The 18,595-nt window shown below is 46.0% G+C and carries 17 protein-coding genes and 1 tRNA gene; 15 read left to right on the top strand and 3 right to left on the bottom strand.

Features of this window, described 5'->3' with window-relative positions; genetic code table 11:
- Positions 1–10: 10 nt before the first annotated feature.
- Together JRJ22_RS21495 and JRJ22_RS21490 are read left to right on the top strand one after the other, a co-directional pair.
- Positions 11–96, top strand: a tRNA-Leu gene (locus JRJ22_RS21495).
- A 311-nt stretch (positions 97–407) separates the two neighbouring features.
- On the top strand, positions 408–1,304 hold the full coding sequence (locus JRJ22_RS21490) for a glycerol kinase (RefSeq protein WP_206101426.1): 897 nt from the start codon (positions 408–410) through the stop codon (positions 1,302–1,304).
- A 364-nt stretch (positions 1,305–1,668) separates the two neighbouring features.
- Here JRJ22_RS21490 and JRJ22_RS21485 read toward each other — a convergent pair whose 3' ends face one another.
- Positions 1,669–2,106, bottom strand: a complete 438-nt coding sequence (locus tag JRJ22_RS21485) for a hypothetical protein (protein WP_206101425.1) — start codon at positions 2,104–2,106, stop codon at positions 1,669–1,671.
- Between the two features lie 106 nt (positions 2,107–2,212).
- Between JRJ22_RS21485 and JRJ22_RS21480 the strand changes: the two genes are divergently transcribed.
- The 11 genes from JRJ22_RS21480 (at position 2,213) to JRJ22_RS21430 (ending at position 12,648) form a co-directional block, all read left to right on the top strand.
- Positions 2,213–3,193 (top strand): CgeB family protein, encoded by a 981-nt coding sequence (locus JRJ22_RS21480; protein ID WP_206101424.1) that lies wholly within the window; start codon positions 2,213–2,215, stop codon positions 3,191–3,193.
- A gap of 155 nt (positions 3,194–3,348) precedes the next feature.
- On the top strand, positions 3,349–4,146 hold the full coding sequence (locus tag JRJ22_RS21475) for a glycosyltransferase family 2 protein (RefSeq protein WP_206101423.1): 798 nt from the start codon (positions 3,349–3,351) through the stop codon (positions 4,144–4,146).
- 16 nt (positions 4,147–4,162) lie between these two features.
- On the top strand, positions 4,163–5,584 hold the full coding sequence (locus JRJ22_RS21470; protein WP_206101422.1) for a CDP-glycerol glycerophosphotransferase family protein: 1,422 nt from the start codon (positions 4,163–4,165) through the stop codon (positions 5,582–5,584).
- A 21-nt stretch (positions 5,585–5,605) separates the two neighbouring features.
- Positions 5,606–6,610 carry an SDR family NAD(P)-dependent oxidoreductase gene (locus JRJ22_RS21465; RefSeq protein WP_206101421.1) on the top strand — a complete coding sequence of 335 codons (1,005 nt, stop codon included), beginning with the start codon at positions 5,606–5,608 and terminating at the stop codon, positions 6,608–6,610.
- A gap of 12 nt (positions 6,611–6,622) precedes the next feature.
- Positions 6,623–7,588, top strand: a complete 966-nt coding sequence (locus JRJ22_RS21460; RefSeq protein WP_206101420.1) for an NAD-dependent epimerase/dehydratase family protein — start codon at positions 6,623–6,625, stop codon at positions 7,586–7,588.
- The gene (gene pseC / locus JRJ22_RS21455) at positions 7,585–8,781 is read left to right on the top strand and encodes a UDP-4-amino-4,6-dideoxy-N-acetyl-beta-L-altrosamine transaminase (RefSeq protein WP_206101419.1); all 1,197 of its coding nucleotides are present in this window, start codon (positions 7,585–7,587) and stop codon (positions 8,779–8,781) included. Before JRJ22_RS21460 ends, pseC begins: the two co-directional genes overlap by 4 nt.
- Before the next feature lie 15 nt (positions 8,782–8,796).
- Positions 8,797–9,549: a cytidylyltransferase domain-containing protein gene (locus JRJ22_RS21450; protein ID WP_206101418.1), complete on the top strand. Its 753-nt coding sequence runs from the start codon at positions 8,797–8,799 to the stop codon at positions 9,547–9,549.
- A gap of 2 nt (positions 9,550–9,551) precedes the next feature.
- Positions 9,552–10,628: a UDP-2,4-diacetamido-2,4,6-trideoxy-beta-L-altropyranose hydrolase gene (pseG, locus tag JRJ22_RS21445; RefSeq protein ID WP_206101417.1), complete on the top strand. Its 1,077-nt coding sequence runs from the start codon at positions 9,552–9,554 to the stop codon at positions 10,626–10,628.
- Positions 10,615–11,166, top strand: coding sequence for a UDP-4-amino-4,6-dideoxy-N-acetyl-beta-L-altrosamine N-acetyltransferase (gene pseH, locus JRJ22_RS21440; protein WP_206101416.1), 552 nt, complete (start codon positions 10,615–10,617; stop codon positions 11,164–11,166). Before pseG ends, pseH begins: the two co-directional genes overlap by 14 nt.
- Before the next feature lie 66 nt (positions 11,167–11,232).
- A complete protein-coding gene (gene pseI, locus JRJ22_RS21435; protein WP_206101415.1) occupies positions 11,233–12,282 on the top strand; it encodes a pseudaminic acid synthase in 1,050 nt (349 codons plus the stop codon).
- An 87-nt stretch (positions 12,283–12,369) separates the two neighbouring features.
- Positions 12,370–12,648 carry a hypothetical protein gene (locus tag JRJ22_RS21430; RefSeq protein ID WP_206101414.1) on the top strand — a complete coding sequence of 93 codons (279 nt, stop codon included), beginning with the start codon at positions 12,370–12,372 and terminating at the stop codon, positions 12,646–12,648.
- Positions 12,649–12,724: 76 nt separating this feature from the next.
- On the opposite strand, the gene JRJ22_RS21425 is transcribed toward JRJ22_RS21430, so the two are convergent.
- Together JRJ22_RS21425 and JRJ22_RS21420 are read right to left on the bottom strand one after the other, a co-directional pair.
- On the bottom strand, positions 12,725–15,133 hold the full coding sequence (locus JRJ22_RS21425; protein ID WP_206101413.1) for an MMPL family transporter: 2,409 nt from the start codon (positions 15,131–15,133) through the stop codon (positions 12,725–12,727).
- 28 nt (positions 15,134–15,161) lie between these two features.
- Positions 15,162–15,779: a TetR/AcrR family transcriptional regulator gene (locus JRJ22_RS21420; protein ID WP_206101412.1), complete on the bottom strand. Its 618-nt coding sequence runs from the start codon at positions 15,777–15,779 to the stop codon at positions 15,162–15,164.
- 336 nt (positions 15,780–16,115) lie between these two features.
- Between JRJ22_RS21420 and JRJ22_RS21415 the strand changes: the two genes are divergently transcribed.
- Both JRJ22_RS21415 and JRJ22_RS21410 read left to right on the top strand, forming a co-directional pair.
- On the top strand, positions 16,116–17,354 hold the full coding sequence (locus JRJ22_RS21415) for an FprA family A-type flavoprotein (protein WP_206101411.1): 1,239 nt from the start codon (positions 16,116–16,118) through the stop codon (positions 17,352–17,354).
- Between the two features lie 13 nt (positions 17,355–17,367).
- Complete coding sequence (locus JRJ22_RS21410) at positions 17,368–18,588, top strand: NAD(P)/FAD-dependent oxidoreductase (RefSeq protein WP_206101410.1); 1,221 nt, start codon at positions 17,368–17,370, stop codon at positions 18,586–18,588.
- The last annotated feature ends 7 nt before the right edge of the window (positions 18,589–18,595 follow it).

Below are 18,595 nucleotides of genomic sequence, written 5' to 3'. Positions count from 1 at the left end.
CACATATTATGCCGGGGTGGCGGAACAGGCAGACGCACAGGACTTAAAATCCTGCGGTACGTGAGTACCGTACGGGTTCGACCCCCGTCCTCGGCAGTACAGTGAAAACCTTGAGAAATCAAGGTTTTTTTGTTGTGTGAATTTTAAAGCTTCCGTTAAAAGCTAAAGGTTCTGTGTGTCGAGAATTTACTTCCTAACACACAGAACCAAGACGATAATACTCCTTTTCAGTGCTTGTCTAATCACAAGTTCTAGAGAGGAGTTTTTATTATGGCTATTGTTACGAGTGTTAATCAATACAAGATAACTGATAAGTAAAAGTTATATAAAGAATTAGTCGGTTGGTGTAAAATTGTGGCATAAACTAAGGGGCAATTATTTAATTAAGATAGGAGACTAGTTGAAAAATGTCAGATAAGGTGAAGTTTTTATCCACAACTGCATTGTCAAAAGAAATGGGATATACATCTAAGGAGTTATTTGCCCTTATGATGAATTCAGGATTGATAAATAGAGAAAACGATACTTGGGTCCTGACGGAACAAGGGAAAGCAAGGGGAGGTATTATCAAGAATCATCCCCAGCACGGCTCATTTATAGCTTGGGATGAGAAGATTAAGGATGAATTGAAGCTGACAAATTCGAATGAAGAAAAACTTTTAAGTGCAGTAGCTTTAAGTCAACACTTTGGAGTTTCTAAGCTTCGCATGAATCCGATTTTGTCGGAACTTGGTTTATTACAAAAAGGAGTAAAGGGATGGTTAATAACTAAGCTTGGCGAGAGTATAGGCGGAAAACAGTTTGAATATGACCGGAATGGCGTACCTTATGTATGCTGGGAAGCAAGTATATTAACAAACAAGCGGCTACTTGAAACGATAAAGGAGTTACGTGGTGAAAGTGTAGAGACAGCAATTGAGAATAGAAAGATCGAGACAGTTGCTGTAGGCTTTAGAGAAAAGTATGAAGCAACTCATAGGTCGGCAGATGGGCACTATGTAAGATCAAGAGCAGAGATGCTTATTGATAATTGGTTGTATATGTCTGAGATTGTACATGCATATGAAAGAAAGCTACCCATTGAGGAAGATGTTTATTGTGATTTTTATCTACCTGTTGGCAAAGTATACATAGAGTTTTGGGGTTTGGAAAATGATGCTAGATATAATGAGAGGAAAAAAATCAAGCTGGAGATATACAAAAAGTATGGATTTAACTTAATTGAGATTGATGATAAAGATATATTGAATTTAGATGACATCTTTCCCAAGAAACTACTGAAGTTTGGCATTCAGGCGTATTAAGTGATGCTCATAGATGTGCAGGTAGAATGTGCTGGGATTTATTTTTTGATAATTATAGCAGTTGTTGTAGTAGCTGGATTTATTGTATCTAGAGTTCAAATGGTAAGTGCTAGGGTTAATATGCTTTCAATAAATACAACACAATCTATTTTAAACAGTATTGTTGACTTAACTGTTTAAATAATCAAATGTTTTCAACATATTCTGCCACGCACATGAATAGTATATTTTAGGTCTCATATTCTTTGTCTCTTTGTATTCGAAAAAAAACTCCTACTTTAGAAGTCTGGTTTGTCCTAAAACAAACAAGACTTCTATAAAGGAGTTTTTACTTTGAGGATTAGAACGGTTAAGCTTAATAAGTTTATGCAGGCGCGTAAACTCTTCCTGAGATATTGACTGGGCCCGTTATGGTGATATCTCCCTGGAGATCCTCCGGGTTTGAGGCAAACACCTGAACTACATGAAAGCCTACAGATACATTCGTAAGAATGGTATGGAACGCTGTGGTCATTTCAAGGATTTCATCTTCATCGTAGGAAATGGACTCTTGCTCAGCGCTGCCCACAACGACTCCATCCATAAAGACTTGAAGTAAGAGCTTGGGCTGCTCTGGTGGTGTGATAAAAACGTTCGTCGCCTGCCAGCCTACTGTAGTGGTGAGTTCTACAAAGTTAGTTGCAACCGGAATATTAATCCCGAATTGTAGTATTAGCGTTGGTGTGACATGAATGGGAACATTAACGGTATTGTCTAAGTTTGTCTGGACACTTCTGGCGAATTCAACCAAGGTATGAGCCATAGTACACCTCCACATATTTATAAACTATCATATGAATGATTTTATGGTCTGCTTGTGGCAATGTCCTATTAACTGGAAATTCTCCGGTTTACGAGGGAGGGAGAGCATGAGAATTCTTTTTATAACCTCAGGTTTTCGGGCCGTTTATTCCTTCTTCGAACGAAGTATAGTAGAAGCATTTCAGAATGCAGGTCACTATTGTGAATCTTTTGGATTGAGAAATGATCTGCAAGCCTTACAGCAAATGGAGCAATCTTTACAGCCGGATCTAATATTAGCAATGACCGGTCTAAAAATCCCCAAACCGATACTAGAATTCTTAAGACAAACAAACGTGAAATCAGCTGTCTGGATGACGGAGGATCCTTATTATATGGATTGGACCCTTCCGCTCACCGCTTATTTTGACTATATCTTTACCATCGATCAGGCTGCAGCAGAACAATATACAAGACTTGGACATCCCTGTGTGTATCATCTTCCGCTGGGGACAGATCCGGGAATATTTCACTGCACACCAGTCTCTGAGGAGTTTACAAGTGATATTGGTTTAGTAGGAGTACCCTACAGTAACCGGATTGAGCTGATTGAGCTGTTGTTAAAGAATACAGACTATACGATTCAGATCGTTGGGCGGGGATGGGGAAAGCATCATCTGGAATGGAACAGAACAAAAGCTGGGCATGTTCATTTGGTGAATGCCTGGGTAAAGCCTGAAACAGCAATGAAATATTATAATGGTTCAACCATCGTTCTTAATATTCACCGCCCCTCTGATGAGAAATACAATAAGAACCGTATGGGGATTATGGCCAAAAGTATCAACAACCGTACCTTTGATGCTGCAAGCTGTGAAGCATTTCAACTTATCGATTCCAGAGAAGGGCTGGTCAATCATTTTGCGGAAGGGAAGGAAATGGTTTCTTTCGAGGATAAGAATGATTTACTGGAGAAGATTCATTATTATATTGCACACGGCGAAGAACGAAAGCACATTGCCAGACAAGCAAGGAAACGCGTGCTTTCCTCCCACACCTTTCAGCATCGAATCGACCGTTTGGTGAAGACGGTTCAATCTGAACAATAAATTCGGGTACCTACAAAACGCTTAGCAGGATAACTGTTAAGCGTTTTATTGTTGTGCTGGTTACCAGTTATTAGTAAATATAGTTCTCTAACCTATTACCTTTTAATGATCGAAACATAGTATAGCAAGTAAGCAGCACCAAGGGAGGTCTTATATTGGCAAAGGTATCCATAATCATGACTAGTTACAATAAGCCTGGATATATCGCGAAATCCATTCAATCGATTCTAAATCAGACTTATACCGACTTTGAGCTCTTCCTGATGGATGATAACTCGAATTCAGAAACTCTTACCGTCATTGAGCCATTTCTAAAGGATAAGAGAATCAAATTCTATCAGAGCAATATTCAAACTATGGACCAAAGGGTGGAGAAGGTCAGGTATGCTGCTCTAATCAATGAAGCCTTGCTACACGCTTCGGGGGAGTATATTTCCTATGCAACAGATGATAACTGTTATAGAAATACTAGACTGGAACAAATGGTAGATTATTTAGAGCGGAGCCCGAGTGTCATGATTGTCTATTCCGCGTCCTTAGTCAATTATTTGAATGAGAAGAATGAGGTCAGCAAACAACAATTAAGACCGGCAAAGCGAGTGGTCCCGGTAGCCCCTTGCCAGATCGATCATTGCTCGGTCATGCATCGAAGCTCCATTCTTCCGGTCATCCAAGAAAAGTTCGGATCTCATTGGGATGAGAATCCGGAATTTTACCGCATTGGTGATGCCCGGTTTTTTTGGCGGCTCAATCATTTCTGGGATTTCTATCCGATAGAGGAGGTTTTGGATGATAACTATATAACAGAGCTATCCATCCATCATCAGCTGCAGCAGCAGGAAAAGAGTCAGTTTATACAAATGCTGCCGCCTCAGAGAACATGCAAAGAGCTTAGAGAAGATCTGAGAGCCATGAAAAAGAAAGCAAGTGAACTGCCCAAAATCACCACCTAAGGAGGGATCAAACGGAGTGTCAACCTATCTAGCCCATTACTGGTCTCTTTATAGTGAATTCATCAACGTGTTTAAGGATTTAAAATACAAAAACATACCGGTTGCGCTTATGACGAATTTCTATCAGCAAATTAATGATGAACTTCGTAGCGATATGGAGCAGACGGGGTTTGAGATGAAACTGAACGATTCCCGGATTAAGCAACCAGAGGAGATTCAACCTTTTTTTGAGAAGCTGGCAGCTCCGTTTAAGCAGCCGCTCCAGGCGAATGCAGATGGAAAGACATTAATTAATTTAGACTACACAAGAATTCCGGAGAAACGATTAAGCGAGTATTTCAGCAGGGACCGCACCCTCATTCTGTCACGTTCCAGAGCGCCTGAATATTTCGGGATTCCCAATGTATGGATTGGAGGCTTTAAGAGCGACACAAGTCTAGCATCTGAGGAGTTAATCCGAAGGGCAGCGTCCATTTTTGCAGAATACGAAGGACATCCGGCTTTTGGGAATGCCTTTTTTACCGACACGTTCATGAAGCGGATTCCCGGTATTGTAGATGCCATAGAAACGGTTAGTAATCTCTATGATCAGATTCCCGTAACCACTGTATTGATAGGCACATCAGAAGATGTAGGGAGCCGGTCTCTTGCGGTCGTTGGAGCGATGAGGGGGATTCCCAGTATTTGTTTTCAGCACGGGATATTGATGGGGGAGGAAGCCTTTATCCCTGTTTTCTCCAGTCATGTGGGGGTCTATGGCGAATATGAGAAAAGATGGTTCATGGCAAGAGGTCTGGAGGAAAACCGCATCGCTGTGACCGGCCACCCCCGGTATGATGAAATTTTCACTTCTGAACGGCTGTCCAATGATTCATTTTATGAGGAATATGAGCTTGATCCCAATAAAACTACGTTACTGCTGGCTACGGGGCCAAAATTAGATGCAGAAAAGATAGCTGCGCTAATCACGGAGCTGGTTGCGGGCGGGAAATTCCAATTAATCATTAAACCTCATCCCTGGGAGCTTTCCAAAAAACTGATTTCACTCTATACGAATTTGGAAAGCAAAACGAACTCTGTACATGTGATCAAAGATAGAAAAACTGATATACGTGATCTAATTGTGAATTCCGATGGCGTCATATCTTCACTATCCACTTTGGCTCTGGAAGGCTTGTTAATGAATAAGCCGGTTTTTGTCTATCATTTCATTCAGGCGAACCGTGAATACAATTATTATAATACCCTGGATCATTATATCCAGAACGATCCGGCAGATTTAATACAAACGATCTCATTATATTTTTCCAGCGAAACAGAGAGATTCAATTACGAAGACGTGAAGAGTAAGTTTTTACAACAATCCTATACAATAGAACATTCCGGCAATGCGCTTACAGCTTTGATCAGCAATTTGACCCGTGTAAATCCTGAATAAATAAATAGGGGGAGGAGAGGTATGTTCTTCAAGAATAAAAAAGTTCTGGTTATTGGCGGAACCGGCACCATAGGAAAAAATATTGTGAAGCATATCTTGCAAGAGGATCCTGAAGTGATCCGGATATTTAGCAGAGATGAATATAAACAATTCGAGCTGCAAAATGAAGTGAACCGAAATTCAAAGCTAAGCTACTGGATTGGCGATATCCGTGATTATGACCGTGTGTTAAGTGCGATGGAGGATATGGATTACGTGTTCCATACAGCAGCAATGAAGCATGTTTCTTTTTGTGAATACAACCCTTTTGAGGCTGTACTTACGAATATTATCGGCACGTATAACGTGATTAAAGCAGCGAAACAGCAAAACATAAAAAAAGTAGTGTTTACCAGTACAGATAAAGCCATTTCCCCGACAAACAATTATGGAGCCACAAAATTATCCGCTGAGAAGCTGATTTCCTCTGCAGAATTTTCAAAGGTCAGGGGAAAAACGGTGTTCTGTACGGTGCGCTTTGGGAATGTACTCGGCTCCAGAGGTTCGGTCATACCGTTATTCGTTAAGCAAGTCAGAGAAGGCAAGGCTATCACCGTAACAGATCTATCCATTACAAGATTTATGATGACACTGGAGCAGGCGACGAAACTTACCATCCAATCCCTGCAATTATCGAAAGGCGGAGAAACCTTTATTCTGAAAATGCCTGTGATTAAGCTTAAGGACCTGGCAGAGATTGTTGCAGAAGAAACGCCGAAGAAATACGGGCTTGACCCGGCACCGGTGGATATCGTTGAAATCGGCTTAAAGCCCGGTGAAAAAAGATATGAAGAACTGATGACCTATGACGAATCATTAAGTGCTTATGAATTACCGGATGTATATATTGTTCCTTCTCCGTTTGCCCCTGGTAAAACCTATAAGAAGGCAAGCCGACCGAAACCCGGTACCTATAGTTCTGAAGGTGAGATCCCTCTGACTAAGGAAGAAGTGCGGAAGTTAACCATTGAACAAAATCTAATCTAGCGGAGGTTTATTATGAACATACTCGTAACCGGTGGGACTGGCTTTATTGGCCGATGGGTCGTAGGACGTTTGTTAAAGGATGGACAGAAGGTCTGGGTAATCGATAATTTAGCAAATTCATCCCTTGATAACTTGAAAGAGTATAGTGGCAATGAACATCTGCAAATGGTCAAAATTATGGACCTGAAAGACCGAGAATCATTAATAGAGCTTTTCCGGGATACCACATTTGATCTGTGTTACCACCTCGCAGCCAGCATTAATGTTCAAGACAGTATCGATGATCCCGAAACTACGTTTAACAACGACACTATTGCTACCTTTTATTTACTGGAAGAATGCAGAAAGCAGCATGTGAAAATAGTCTTTATTAGTACATGCATGGTTTACGCCAGAGCAAGCGACGAACGCGGAATTCACGAGCAATCTCCTATCAAACCCGCTTCCCCTTATGCCGGAGCAAAAATTGCTGCTGAAAATATGGTGTTATCCTATTTCTTCGCCTACGGTTTACCCGTTGTGGTCGTGAGACCGTTTAATACGTATGGGCCTTATCAGAAAACCGGCGGTGAGGGCGGAGTGGTGGCCATCTTCATTCATAGTAAATTAAAAGGCGAACCCCTAAATATCTATGGAGACGGCACCCAATCACGGGATCTGTTATTTGTAGAGGATTGTGCTGATTTTGTGGTTGAAGCGGGTTACAGCGATCAGTTGAATGGAGAAATTGTAAATGCAGGTACAGGGAAAGATATTTCCATCAATCTATTAGCAGAGCTTATTTCAGCGGGACAAGCGCCTATTCATCATATTCCTCATATTCATCCGCAAAGTGAGATCCAAAAGCTGCTGTGTAATTATCAAAAAGCTGAAAAGATCCTGTCCTGGACTCCAAAGGTAACGATTGAAGAGGGGATACAGCGGACGGAAAACTGGATACAATCAACCTTTCATCGAAAGGACGTGTCCAAATCATGAGCGGCAGCACATTAGCAATCCATGGCGGAACTCCCGTACGCAGTCACTATTTGCCTTATGGAAGACAATTCATCGATGAAGCAGATATTGCGTCGGTTGTTCAGGTGTTACAAAGTGATTTCATAACGACCGGTCCGGCCATTGAGCAATTTGAAGCTGAAATCGCAAGGATCACAGGAGCGAAGTATGCGGTGGCCTTCACAAGCGGAACAGCAGCCTTACATGGCGCATGCTTTGCTGCCGGGATTGGCGAGGGGGATGAGGTTATTACAACTCCCATGACCTTTGCCGCTTCAGCGAACTGTGTATTATATCAAGGAGCAACACCGGTATTCGCCGACATCGATCCGCAAACGTATAACCTGGATCCCAAACGGATCAGGGAAAAGCTAACCAAACACACAAAAGCAATTATTCCAGTTCACTTTACAGGCCAGCCGGCTGAGCTTGATGAGATCCATACCATTGCCAGGGAAAATAACCTAGTCGTGATTGAAGATGCGGCACATGCGCTTGGTGCACAGTATAAGAATAAAAGCATTGGCTCCATTGGCGATATGACGATGTTCAGCTTTCACCCTGTAAAGCATATAACAACGGGAGAAGGCGGAATGATCACAACGAACAACCCGCTGTATTATGAGAAGCTGCTGCAATTCCGGTCGCACGGCATCACCCGTAACCCTGATCATATGATTCAGAATCATGGCCCCTGGTACTATGAAATGCAATTCCTGGGGTATAACTACCGGTTGACGGATATCCAGGCCGCACTTGGCATAAGCCAGCTCAAGAAATTAGAGCAGTTTGTTGATTTACGGAAGAAATATGCGGCTATGTATAATGAGGCATTCCGGCACACCAAAACGATTCAAATTCCATACCAAAGTAATAGTGGGGTCTCGAGCTGGCATCTGTATATCATCGCTCTGAACCTGGAGCAGCTAAAAGGCAGCAGGAAAAATATCTTTGAAGCACTGCTTAAGGAGAACATTGGTGTTAATGTCCATTACATCCCGGTACACCTCTTACCTTATTATCAAGAGCTCGGCTACAAACAAGGGCTTTGCCCGAACGCGGAACAACTGTATAACAGAATTATTACGCTGCCGCTGTTTCAGGGGATGTCAGAACAGGATGTTCATGACGTTATCCGTGCTGTTAATAAAGTCTTAAATCATTACTCCAAATGAGTTGAAGGAGATCCTATGAGAATAGTAGCCATCATACAGGCAAGGATGGGTTCGACCCGATTGCCGGGGAAAATTATGAAAGAGGTCGTAAATAAACCGCTACTGGAATATCAGATAGAGCAAGTAAGACGATCCAGGACCATAGATCAAATTGTCATTGCTACAACAACTAAGGATGCAGAACAGCCCATCATCGATTTGTGTAAACGAATGTCTGTGGATTACTACCGGGGGCCGGAGGAAGATGTCCTGTCGAGATATTATCAGGCTGCTTGTTGTTATGGAGCTGACACGGTTGTCCGCCTTACTTCAGACTGTCCGTTAGTGGACCCGGCTGTAATAGACGAGGTAATCACTGCATTTCTGTCCCATTCAGCAGGATATGATTATGTATCGAACACTATGGAGAGAACCTATCCGCGTGGATATGATGTTGAAGTTTTCTCCATGAAGGTGCTGGAACAAGCGTTTAAGGAAGCAGGTTCTGCTGCAGAGCGGGAACATGTAACCTCATATTTGTACGGACATCCTGAAGTTTTTAGAGTAGGACAAGTGAAGCAGACACCAGATTTAAGCGCATATCGCCTCACAGTGGATACGGAAGAGGACTTTGAATTAATTGCGAGGCTGATAACAGCTCTATGCGGGAAGAGAAGGGATGGGTTCACGCTGGATGAGGTGATCACCCTTTTGCAAGAGAATCCGGATTGGGTATGGATCAACGCTCATATCGAACAAAAGAAAGCAGACGGTAATAGGAGAGCATAACAATGAATATAATCTTTCGGGTCGATTCTTCCTATGAAATGGGTACAGGCCATGTCATGCGGTGTTTAACACTGGCCCATGAACTTAAGAACAGGAAAGCAAGGGTGTCGTTCATTTGCCGGGACTTACCCGGGAATCTCGCAAGCTATATTAAGGAGCAAGGCTATCCTGTATTGTTGCTGCCTTTCCGCAGTGAACGGGCTGATACTTCCTGGCTGCGGGTGGACTTCAAGACAGATGCAATGGAAACCTTGCAAATGCTTATTGCCTCTTCGCCTGTAGATTGCCTGATTATTGACCATTACGGAATCGATCAACGCTGGGAGAAATTAATAGAAGCGAATGTTGCGAAGATGGTTGTGATTGATGATTTAGCCGACCGGCCGCATCAATGCAGCCTTTTGCTGGATCAGAATCGTTCATCTGCCGGGGACCGTTATCATGGTTTAGTCCCGGAGGGCTGCGTGAAATTAGTAGGGACCAGTTATGCAATACTCCGCCCTGAATTTCGGTCGGTGAAGCAGCAGTTAGCTGAGCGGGATGAAAGTATTAACAGAATCCTTGTGTTTTTTGGGGGGACTGACCCTACCCATGAAACATTAAAAACCTTACAAGTATTAAATAAACGCCAATATTCTAATTTACTCCTCGATGTCGTAGTAGGTGAAATGAATACAGACAAGGATGTCATTGAACATATGTGTAACCCTATGCCGAACGCATTCTTTCATTGCCAGATTGATTATATGGCCGAATTAATGCGGAAGGCCGACTTTGCCATCGGAGCAGGCGGAAGCTCCACCTGGGAGCGGTGTTATTTGGGCTTACCCTCTCTTTCCATTGTGACGGCAGATAACCAAAGGGAAATAACAAAACTGGTGCACGATCAGGGGGCTACTTGTTGCTTAGGTGACAGTGCTGAAGTCACGGCGAAAGAGATTATGAATGGAATAAACACGATGCTTACCAGCCCGTCACTGGTGAAAGAGATGTCTGAACAAGCTCTTCGGCTTATGGGAGAGGATAAATTCAATGAGGTCATAGACAGGATTATGGGGGGGGACCATGACATCCATTAACGATTACAGCTTGAGGAATTTAGGCCGGAATGAAATAGAGCTTGTATGGGAATGGCGTAATGCTGACCATATCCGCCCTTTTATGAATCATGATGATTTGATTCCGTTAGAGGAGCATTACCGCTGGTTAGAGGCAGTGGAAAAGGATGCGGGGAGGCTAGTTAAACTGTGTTTTTATCAGGAAAAACCAGTTGGTTTCGTTAACTTTTCACACATTGATCCCAAGAACAACACCTGTGAATGGGGATTCTATATTGGAGATCAGACCTGTCCCCGCGCGTCCGGGAAGGTCATGGGGATTTTGGCTTTGGATTACATTTTTAAAGAAAGAAAGATGAGAAAGGTATGTGCACAAATCCTGGACTTTAATGGGAAGAGCCTATCCTATCACCACAAATTAGGGTTTACCGAAGAAGGCAGGCTGCTAAAGCAACTTCTGAAAAATAATCAATATATTGATGTGGTGTTAATGGGCCTGTTCAAGGAACAGTGGGAGAAGCACAGTGAATTTCTGAAAGAGCATATGCTTTCGAAGTAGTTTTGTTGCGTGAACACTCCAATGAAGCTGATGCTACACAAAACTTTTAGGAGGTTACGAGTGCCAATGAAGGAAATAATAATCGGTAACAAACTTATAGGCAACGGCCACCCTCCGTTTATCATAGCGGAAATGTCAGGGAATCATAATCAGTCGCTTGACCGGGCGCTGGATATTGTTAAGGCGGCGGCAAAAGCAGGGGCACATGCGTTCAAAATTCAAACGTACACTCCTGAAACGATGACACTGAATATCCAGGACGGAGATTTCAGGATTGAATCGGGTGGACTCTGGAAGGGGAAGTCTCTATTTGAGCTCTACAAAGAGGCATATACCCCCTGGGAATGGCATCAGCCGATTTTTGAATACTGTAAGAAGCTAGGGATGATTCCGTTTAGTACACCCTTTGATGAAACCTCGCTTGAATTTTTAGAAACTCTGGATGTGGCTTGCTACAAAATTGCCTCCTTCGAAAATAATGATATCCCTTTATTAAGAAAGGTCGCATCCAAAGGAAAGCCGATGATTATTTCAACAGGGATGGCTTCGCTTGGTGAAATTGAGAATGTAGTAAAAACAATTACGGATGCAGGCTGCGATGATTATATTTTATTAAAGTGCACGAGCAGTTATCCGGCTTCACCTGAAAAGTCAAATCTGAATACCATTCCCTATTTAAGAGATGTATTTCATTGTCAGGTTGGGCTATCTGACCATACCTTGGGAATTGGGGCCGCTGTGGCAAGCGTAGCGCTTGGTAGCACAGTCATTGAAAAGCATTTTACCCTTAACCGTGAGGAAGGCGGCGTGGATGCTGCTTTTTCCTTGGAGCCTGAAGAATTTGCGGCACTCGTGAAAGAGACGGATACCGCCTGGAAGTCACTCGGCGAGGTTGCAATCGGCCCAACCAAGGAGGAGGAACATTCACTCCAATTCAGACGGTCCATTTATGTTTCTAAGGATATAAAGGCTGGCGAAGTGTTGACGGGGGAAAATATAAGTGTGATTCGTCCGGGATTTGGGCTGGATCCGAAATACTATGATCTGCTTATCGGCAAGCAAATGAAAAGAGAGCTGAAAATGGGGACGCCATTAAGCTGGGACCTGTTAATGTGACAGGATTTCATAGAGATTTTGTTTCGTAGGATGGACATTAACCAGAGTGTATAATGAAAACAAGCATTTCGAAGAAAGGCGGTGAAAATGATAAAGTATCTTGTTCTCGGCTTGATCTTTGCGTTCAGTTTTCTGCTGATTACAACCGGAATCCAGGTTGGATTAGGGATGTTAATGACCAAGGAATATGTACCTGATATGACAAATGCATATGAAATTACGGGAACAGAACCTGTGCAATCAAGAGTTGATTTTGGTGTTCAACCGTCCATGTTCTCTATACGAAATATGATAGTGTGGCTAGTGTCTCTTGGAATCTCATCAGGAATTGTTTTTGCAGTGCATAAATATAGTTTCAATAAATGAAAAGAGCAGAGCCTGCGGACAATGTCTGCAGGCTCTGCTCTTTATAGATCGGGACGGCATTATGCCGTCCTTGTTGTTATTTCTTGTCTCCGCTCTCGGCATGGAGCTTGGCGATCAGCTTGTCGCCCTCGACATCGAGGTTCGGCAGCAGACGGTCCAGCCCTTTCGGCAGCCACCAGGCTTTGTCACCGAACACAGCCATGACGGCCGGCACGAGCGTCATGCGGATGATGAAGGCATCGATCAGGATCCCGAAGGCCAGCGCGAAGCCGATCTGCTTGATCATCGCATCAGGGGCGAAGATAAAGCCGGCGAATACGGAGACCATGATTATGCCTGCGGCAAGCACAACACGGCTGGCAAGATCGTAGCCGTGCACCACGCTCTCGTTGCCGTGGCGCCCGTGGACGTAAGCCTCACGCATGGAGCTGACCAGGAACACCTGGTAATCCATTGCCAGACCGTACAAAATACCGGTGACCAGAATCGGCATGAAGCTGAGCAGCGGTCCGCCGGTATCGAATCCGAACAGGGAGTGCAGCCAGCCCCACTGGTAGACGGCGGTGGTCACACCGAAGGTAGCTAGAATGCTGAGAATAAAACCGACTGTCGCTTTGACCGGTACGATGACCGAACGGAATACGAGCAGCAGAATAATCAGCGACAGGATGACGATGATGCCGATATACACAGGGAATGCATCAGACAGCTTGGAGGACATGTCGATATTAATAGCGGTAAAGCCGGTCACTCCAAGGGTAATATTGTTCTCTGATGCGAGGCTGTAGGCGGGATCGCGCAGCTCCTGCACCAGATCTCTTGTTTCTGTATCGGTTGGGCCTGTTTTTGGAATCAGGCTGATAATGGCAATATCACCTGTTGCGTTGACGCCCATCGGGGACACCAGCGTGACATTATCATGCATCTGCAGCTCCTGAACCAGCTTACCCATTGTCTGCATAGAGATTTTGTCGGACGGGTTGTTTGGCTGGGCGACCAGCAGCAGCGGTCCGTTAAATCCTTCGCCAAAGCCTTTGGAGATGATGTCATAGCTTTGGCGTGCCGGGGTATCCAGGTTAGCCGAGGCGCCGGACGGAATGCCGAGCTCCATTTTCGTGACCGGAATTGCGGCTGTGCCAAGTACCAGAACTACCAGAACGATGATGATCCAGCGGTATTTCACTGTGAAGTTCGCCCAGCGGTGTGAGAATCCGTGATTGGATTTGTGTCCGGAGGCGGACTTCTTCGTGCGGGCCTTGGCAGAGCAGATCCGCTCACCGACCAGACCCAGCAGTGCAGGCAGCAGGGTTAACGACAGCAGGACGGTGATCAGCACGGTGACAGCGGCAACTAGCGCCATGGTCGACAAGAAGCCGATGCCGATGACCAGCATGCCGCACAGGGCGATAATGACGGTCAACCCGGCGAAAAATACGGCGCTGCCAGCGGTACCGACTGCCCGGCTAGCCGCTTCGCGTGCGCTTAAATTCTCATCCAGAATCAGCCTGCGCTGCCGGTTTACGATAAACAGCGAGTAGTCGATGCCGACTGCCAGACCGATCATAACGGCGAGAATCGGCGTAATGTCATTCATCTGGATTACGCTCGAGAGGGCAAAGGCACCTCCGACGCTGATTGCAACGCCGAGGAGCGCAGTGATCAGCGGCAGGCCGGCAGCAACAACCGAGCCTAGCGTAATGAACAGCACCACGGCTGCGACGACTACGCCGACTGCCTCCGTCGATCCGATCGAAGGCGTGCTCTTTAGGGAATCACTAGGAATAGCAGTGATGCCTGAGCCTGCCTGCTCGACTTCGGTCACGGCTTTGATGACGTTATCCGGTACATCCGAAGGCAGGGACGTTTGCTGAACGGTGAACTGGAACTGGAACAGGGCGATGCTGCCGTCTGCGGACAGCATGACGCCGGGAACCGGAACACCGTCAGCCAGCAGCGGGCCATAAGGAGCTGCAGCAGCTTGGCCGGCCGCGGCCGAAGGATCAGCAGCGGCAGCCTGCCCGGCCGCGGCCGAAGGATCAGCGCCGGCAGCTTGGCCGGCCGCAGCCGAAGGATCAGCAGCAGCCGTCTGCCCGGCCGCAGCCGAAGGATCAGCGCCGGCAGCTTGGCCCGCAGCAGCGGCGGCCTCGGCGGCAAGCTTAGCAGGATTGATAATATAATCCATGCTGTAGACTTCATTGATAGCCTTCTGGAGCAGGGCTACCCGTTCTGGTGTGTCCAGACGTTCTCCGTCCGGTGTAGTGAAGGCGACGCTCGCCTGGCCGCCGGCGGCAGCAGGGAGTTCATCGGCCAGCATATCCAGCACTTTTTGCGATTCAGTGCCTTCAATCTTCATTTCGGAGCTGGACTGGATGCCATTAACGCCGAGCAGGGCGCCTACAACGCCGAGAACGATGATCCAGGCCGTGAGGAAATACCATGGTTTGGAATACGCCGATTTTCCCAATCGGTACAGAAATGTGGACATGTGATGGTTTCTCCTTTTTATCTCTGGTTTAGAAGCCTTTTCGTAAATAACCAAACATCGAATTCAAATAATGATCGAACGATATAGCACTGGAGCGTTCATCCTGTGCTTCTCCCGGCAGCAGTACATTGAGCCGTCCGTCCATAATCGGAATGAACGCCCCATAGACGGCACCGGCAAGCAGGTGGGTATATCCGTCGGTGTAACGCCCGCGGGTGAACTGTTCCAGTACCTCCTGTGCGGCAATCTGTAAGCGGTGGAATACGCTGAGGAGATAAGGCTCAAGTGTGGGATATTGATTCGCCAGCGATACAAACTGCCGCAGTTTATGCAGAAATGCAGAAGTGAACTGCAGCTTAAGGAGACAGTATAAGGCATCCAACGGCGTTGCATCGGGAGGCAAGCCTGCCAACAGCATGTTCTGATCCTCTTTCGAAGCACTGCTCATAAAGTACGCCGCTACCGCTTCCTCTTTGCAAGAGAAGTAATTGGCAAAGGTCCGCCGGGAAACGCCTGCCTGCTGGACAATATCGTCAACGATGAAGCCGTCCATCCCCCGCACAAGGGCCAGTTCAAAGGCAGCCTCGGCCAAAGCAAAGGTGGTAGCTTCCTTTTTTTTGTCGCGCAGTGTGAGCTTGGGATTCAAGTTTCAAATACCCTCCTTTCCCTGATTGAATAAAGATAACACTCTATTACTATCCTCCATTAAATCATAATTTTGCCCAAAGTGCAAAATTGCATAATGTGCAAAAAATGCCCCTCGTTTGCTGAAGGGGTATTTGTCTTGCTGCTATATATAACAAACTCTATTAACACTGCTTAACGTGACCAGACGCATAACGCTTTTTCAGCCATAGTGTATATTCAGGTTATGGACATCTGTTTTGAAACTTTCAAAATTTGATTCAAATCCTCCTTTTGAATTGGCGGCCATTATAGAATGAGGTTGCTGATAAACATTATCAATCAGGAGGGCTAACAGATGAACAACACTGAAATTAAGATTGCAAAAGATACGTATTGGGTAGGCAAAATCGACAACCGGGAGGTTCCCTTCCACCGTCTTGTACTGAGTAAAGGAACCACCTATAATTCATACCTGCTGAAAACCGGCAAGCCGACTGTCATCGATACCGTGGATATGGAATTTGGCCGGGAATATGCGGACCGGATGGAAGAGCTGATCGATCCTTTGGACATTTCATTCATTGTGATTAACCATACCGAACCCGATCATTCCGGCGGACTTGCAGCATTGGCTTCCCGGGCGGCTAACGCCACAATTGTCTGCACAGAGATTGCTGTGCCGGAGCTTCAGGAAATGTACAAGCTTCATGCCCGCAACTTCCTGGTGGTGAAGGATGGAGATACGCTGGACATTGGCGGCAAAACGCTCCTGTTCAAAGAAACGCCGTACCTTCATACCGCAGAGACAATGATTACTTACTGTGTGGAAGACAAAATCCTGTTCCCCTGCGATATATTCAGCACACATGTTGCTGTCGGGAAGCTGTTCAGCGATGAAGCCGGGTTCGACATTACAGAAGACTTCAAGGGTTACTACAATGCCATTATCCATCCCCACAGAAGATATGTAAGAACGCTGATTGAAGCCGTTAAGGATCTGGAAATCGAAATGATCGCCCCTTCGCACGGATTTATTATCCGGGAAGATGTACGCAAATATATTGATTTGTACGCCGAGCTGAGCCGTGAGACGACACAGGGGAAAAAAGCAGCTATCGTGTACACCACACTCAAAAACAATACCAAAAAAATGGCCGGCATTCTGCAGAATACCCTGCAGGCAAACGGGATTGAAACAGCAGTCTGGGATGCGGATAAAAGCGGCATGACAGAGATTCTGGACAGTATCGCCGCAGCGGATGCCGTCTTTATCGGCAGCTCGACTCGTTATGCAGACATGATCGGTAACCTGGAACCTCTGCTGAAAGAGCTGCAGCAGATGAATCTGGAAGGGAAGCTTGCAGCAGCATTTGGCTCTTACGGCTGGAGCGGTGAAGCCATTGAGGTGATTCAGGACTATTTGAACGGAACCAATATGACGGTACAAAGTACTTCCGACGTGATCAAGTCAACCGGTATGACCCATGTGGAATTCCCGATCCGGGTCCGGTTCTCACCCAAAGATGCCGAGAAGACGCAGCAAATCAAAAATGCCGCTGATTTTGTCTCCGATCTGCTGCTGAGCTCATTCTAAGGGGGGAACGGATATGTCTAAACATTACGTCATTGTCGGAAGCGGAGTCGCGGCAGTTCATGCCGCCAAGGCGATCCGTGATAAGGATGCGGAATCAGAAATCACTATCTTTGGCGAGGAGGCCCATCTGCCTTATAACCGGATTAAGCTGACCAAAGGCTTATTCAGTGACCTGCACAGCGAGAAGGTGCTGATCAAGAAGGAGAAGTGGTACCGGGACAACCGGATATCTCTTCAGACCTCGAGCCGTGTGATGTCTATTCATCCGGAGCGGCAGCAGGTGGAGACTGCAGACGGTAAGCTGACCTCATATCATAAGCTGCTGCTCTGCATGGGCGCGAGAAACCGGGCGCTGACGGTGGATGGTGCCGGGCTGAAGAATGTTCACACGATCCGTGAATTAGGGGATGCCGACGCGCTAAAAGCAAGTCTCACAAGCGGACAGCGAATCGTTGTGATCGGCGGAGGGGTTCAGGGGCTGGAGACGGCTTGGGCACTGCATGAAGCCGGTTATCAAGTGATCATTGTAGAAGCAGCCCCGCGGCTGATGGCCAGACAGCTGGATGAAGCTTCCTCAGAGCAGCTGCGTTTGACCCTGGAGCAGGCCGGAGTGGAGGTCAAACTTCATCGCGGAGTTACTTCGATTAACGGAACGGACGTTGTCTCCAGCGTGACCCTTGATGACATGGCGGCAATACCCTGCGAGCATGTGGTGTACTCCATAGGCATCGTTCCTAATACTGCTCTTCTAAAAGAAACAGGGATCCGCACACGCTCCGGCGTGGTTGTGAACACCCGTTTGGAGACAAGTGCTCCGAATATCTACGCAGCCGGAGATCTTGCCGAACTGGACGGTCAGGTCGAAGGATTATGGGGCGGTGCCATGGAGCAGGGTAAGATTGCCGGAGGCAACATGGCTGCCGTTGAGCCTGCTGCTTACCGCAAGTCGACACCGGTCACTCTGTTTAACGCTTTTGGCATTTCACTGTTCTCCATCGGCAATACCGATGAGAGTCAATGCGACCAGACGGTTTCAGCCGTGGTTAACGGCGTGTACACCAGAATATTTGTGAAGGACAGCGTGTTAACCGGGGCCATCTCCTGGGAAGGTGCTGCAGCTTCATTAACCTATAAATCCGCAATTGAGCAGAATATAAGCCTCAGAGGCATAGACTTGGCGAATCGCACTCCCGGGGAAATCATGTCTGAAGTAGAGGCCAGATTACAGAATTAATTGAACA

This window comes from Paenibacillus tianjinensis (assembly GCF_017086365.1).
Lineage (GTDB): Bacteria > Bacillota > Bacilli > Paenibacillales > Paenibacillaceae > Paenibacillus_AQ > Paenibacillus_AQ tianjinensis.
The sequence above is the reverse complement of the archived record's forward strand: the minus strand, read 5'-3'. Positions and strand labels throughout refer to the sequence as shown.

Bases quoted from the DNA above. Each gene is read 5' to 3' on its own strand.
- pseI (WP_206101415.1), top strand. From the start codon at position 11,233: ATGAAGGAAATAATAATCGGTAACAAACTTATAGGCAACGGCCACCCT.
- JRJ22_RS21450 (WP_206101418.1), top strand. From the start codon at position 8,797: ATGAGAATAGTAGCCATCATACAGGCAAGGATGGGTTCGACCCGATTG.
- JRJ22_RS21460 (WP_206101420.1), top strand. From the start codon at position 6,623: ATGAACATACTCGTAACCGGTGGGACTGGCTTTATTGGCCGATGGGTC.
- JRJ22_RS21465 (WP_206101421.1), top strand. From the start codon at position 5,606: ATGTTCTTCAAGAATAAAAAAGTTCTGGTTATTGGCGGAACCGGCACC.
- pseH (WP_206101416.1), top strand. From the start codon at position 10,615: ATGACATCCATTAACGATTACAGCTTGAGGAATTTAGGCCGGAATGAA.
- pseC (WP_206101419.1), top strand. From the start codon at position 7,585: ATGAGCGGCAGCACATTAGCAATCCATGGCGGAACTCCCGTACGCAGT.
- JRJ22_RS21490 (WP_206101426.1), top strand. From the start codon at position 408: ATGTCAGATAAGGTGAAGTTTTTATCCACAACTGCATTGTCAAAAGAA.
- pseG (WP_206101417.1), top strand. From the start codon at position 9,552: ATGAATATAATCTTTCGGGTCGATTCTTCCTATGAAATGGGTACAGGC.
- JRJ22_RS21430 (WP_206101414.1), top strand. From the start codon at position 12,370: ATGATAAAGTATCTTGTTCTCGGCTTGATCTTTGCGTTCAGTTTTCTG.
- JRJ22_RS21410 (WP_206101410.1), top strand. From the start codon at position 17,368: ATGTCTAAACATTACGTCATTGTCGGAAGCGGAGTCGCGGCAGTTCAT.
- JRJ22_RS21480 (WP_206101424.1), top strand. From the start codon at position 2,213: ATGAGAATTCTTTTTATAACCTCAGGTTTTCGGGCCGTTTATTCCTTC.
- JRJ22_RS21485 (WP_206101425.1), bottom strand. From the start codon at position 2,106: ATGGCTCATACCTTGGTTGAATTCGCCAGAAGTGTCCAGACAAACTTA.
- JRJ22_RS21415 (WP_206101411.1), top strand. From the start codon at position 16,116: ATGAACAACACTGAAATTAAGATTGCAAAAGATACGTATTGGGTAGGC.
- JRJ22_RS21425 (WP_206101413.1), bottom strand. From the start codon at position 15,133: ATGTCCACATTTCTGTACCGATTGGGAAAATCGGCGTATTCCAAACCA.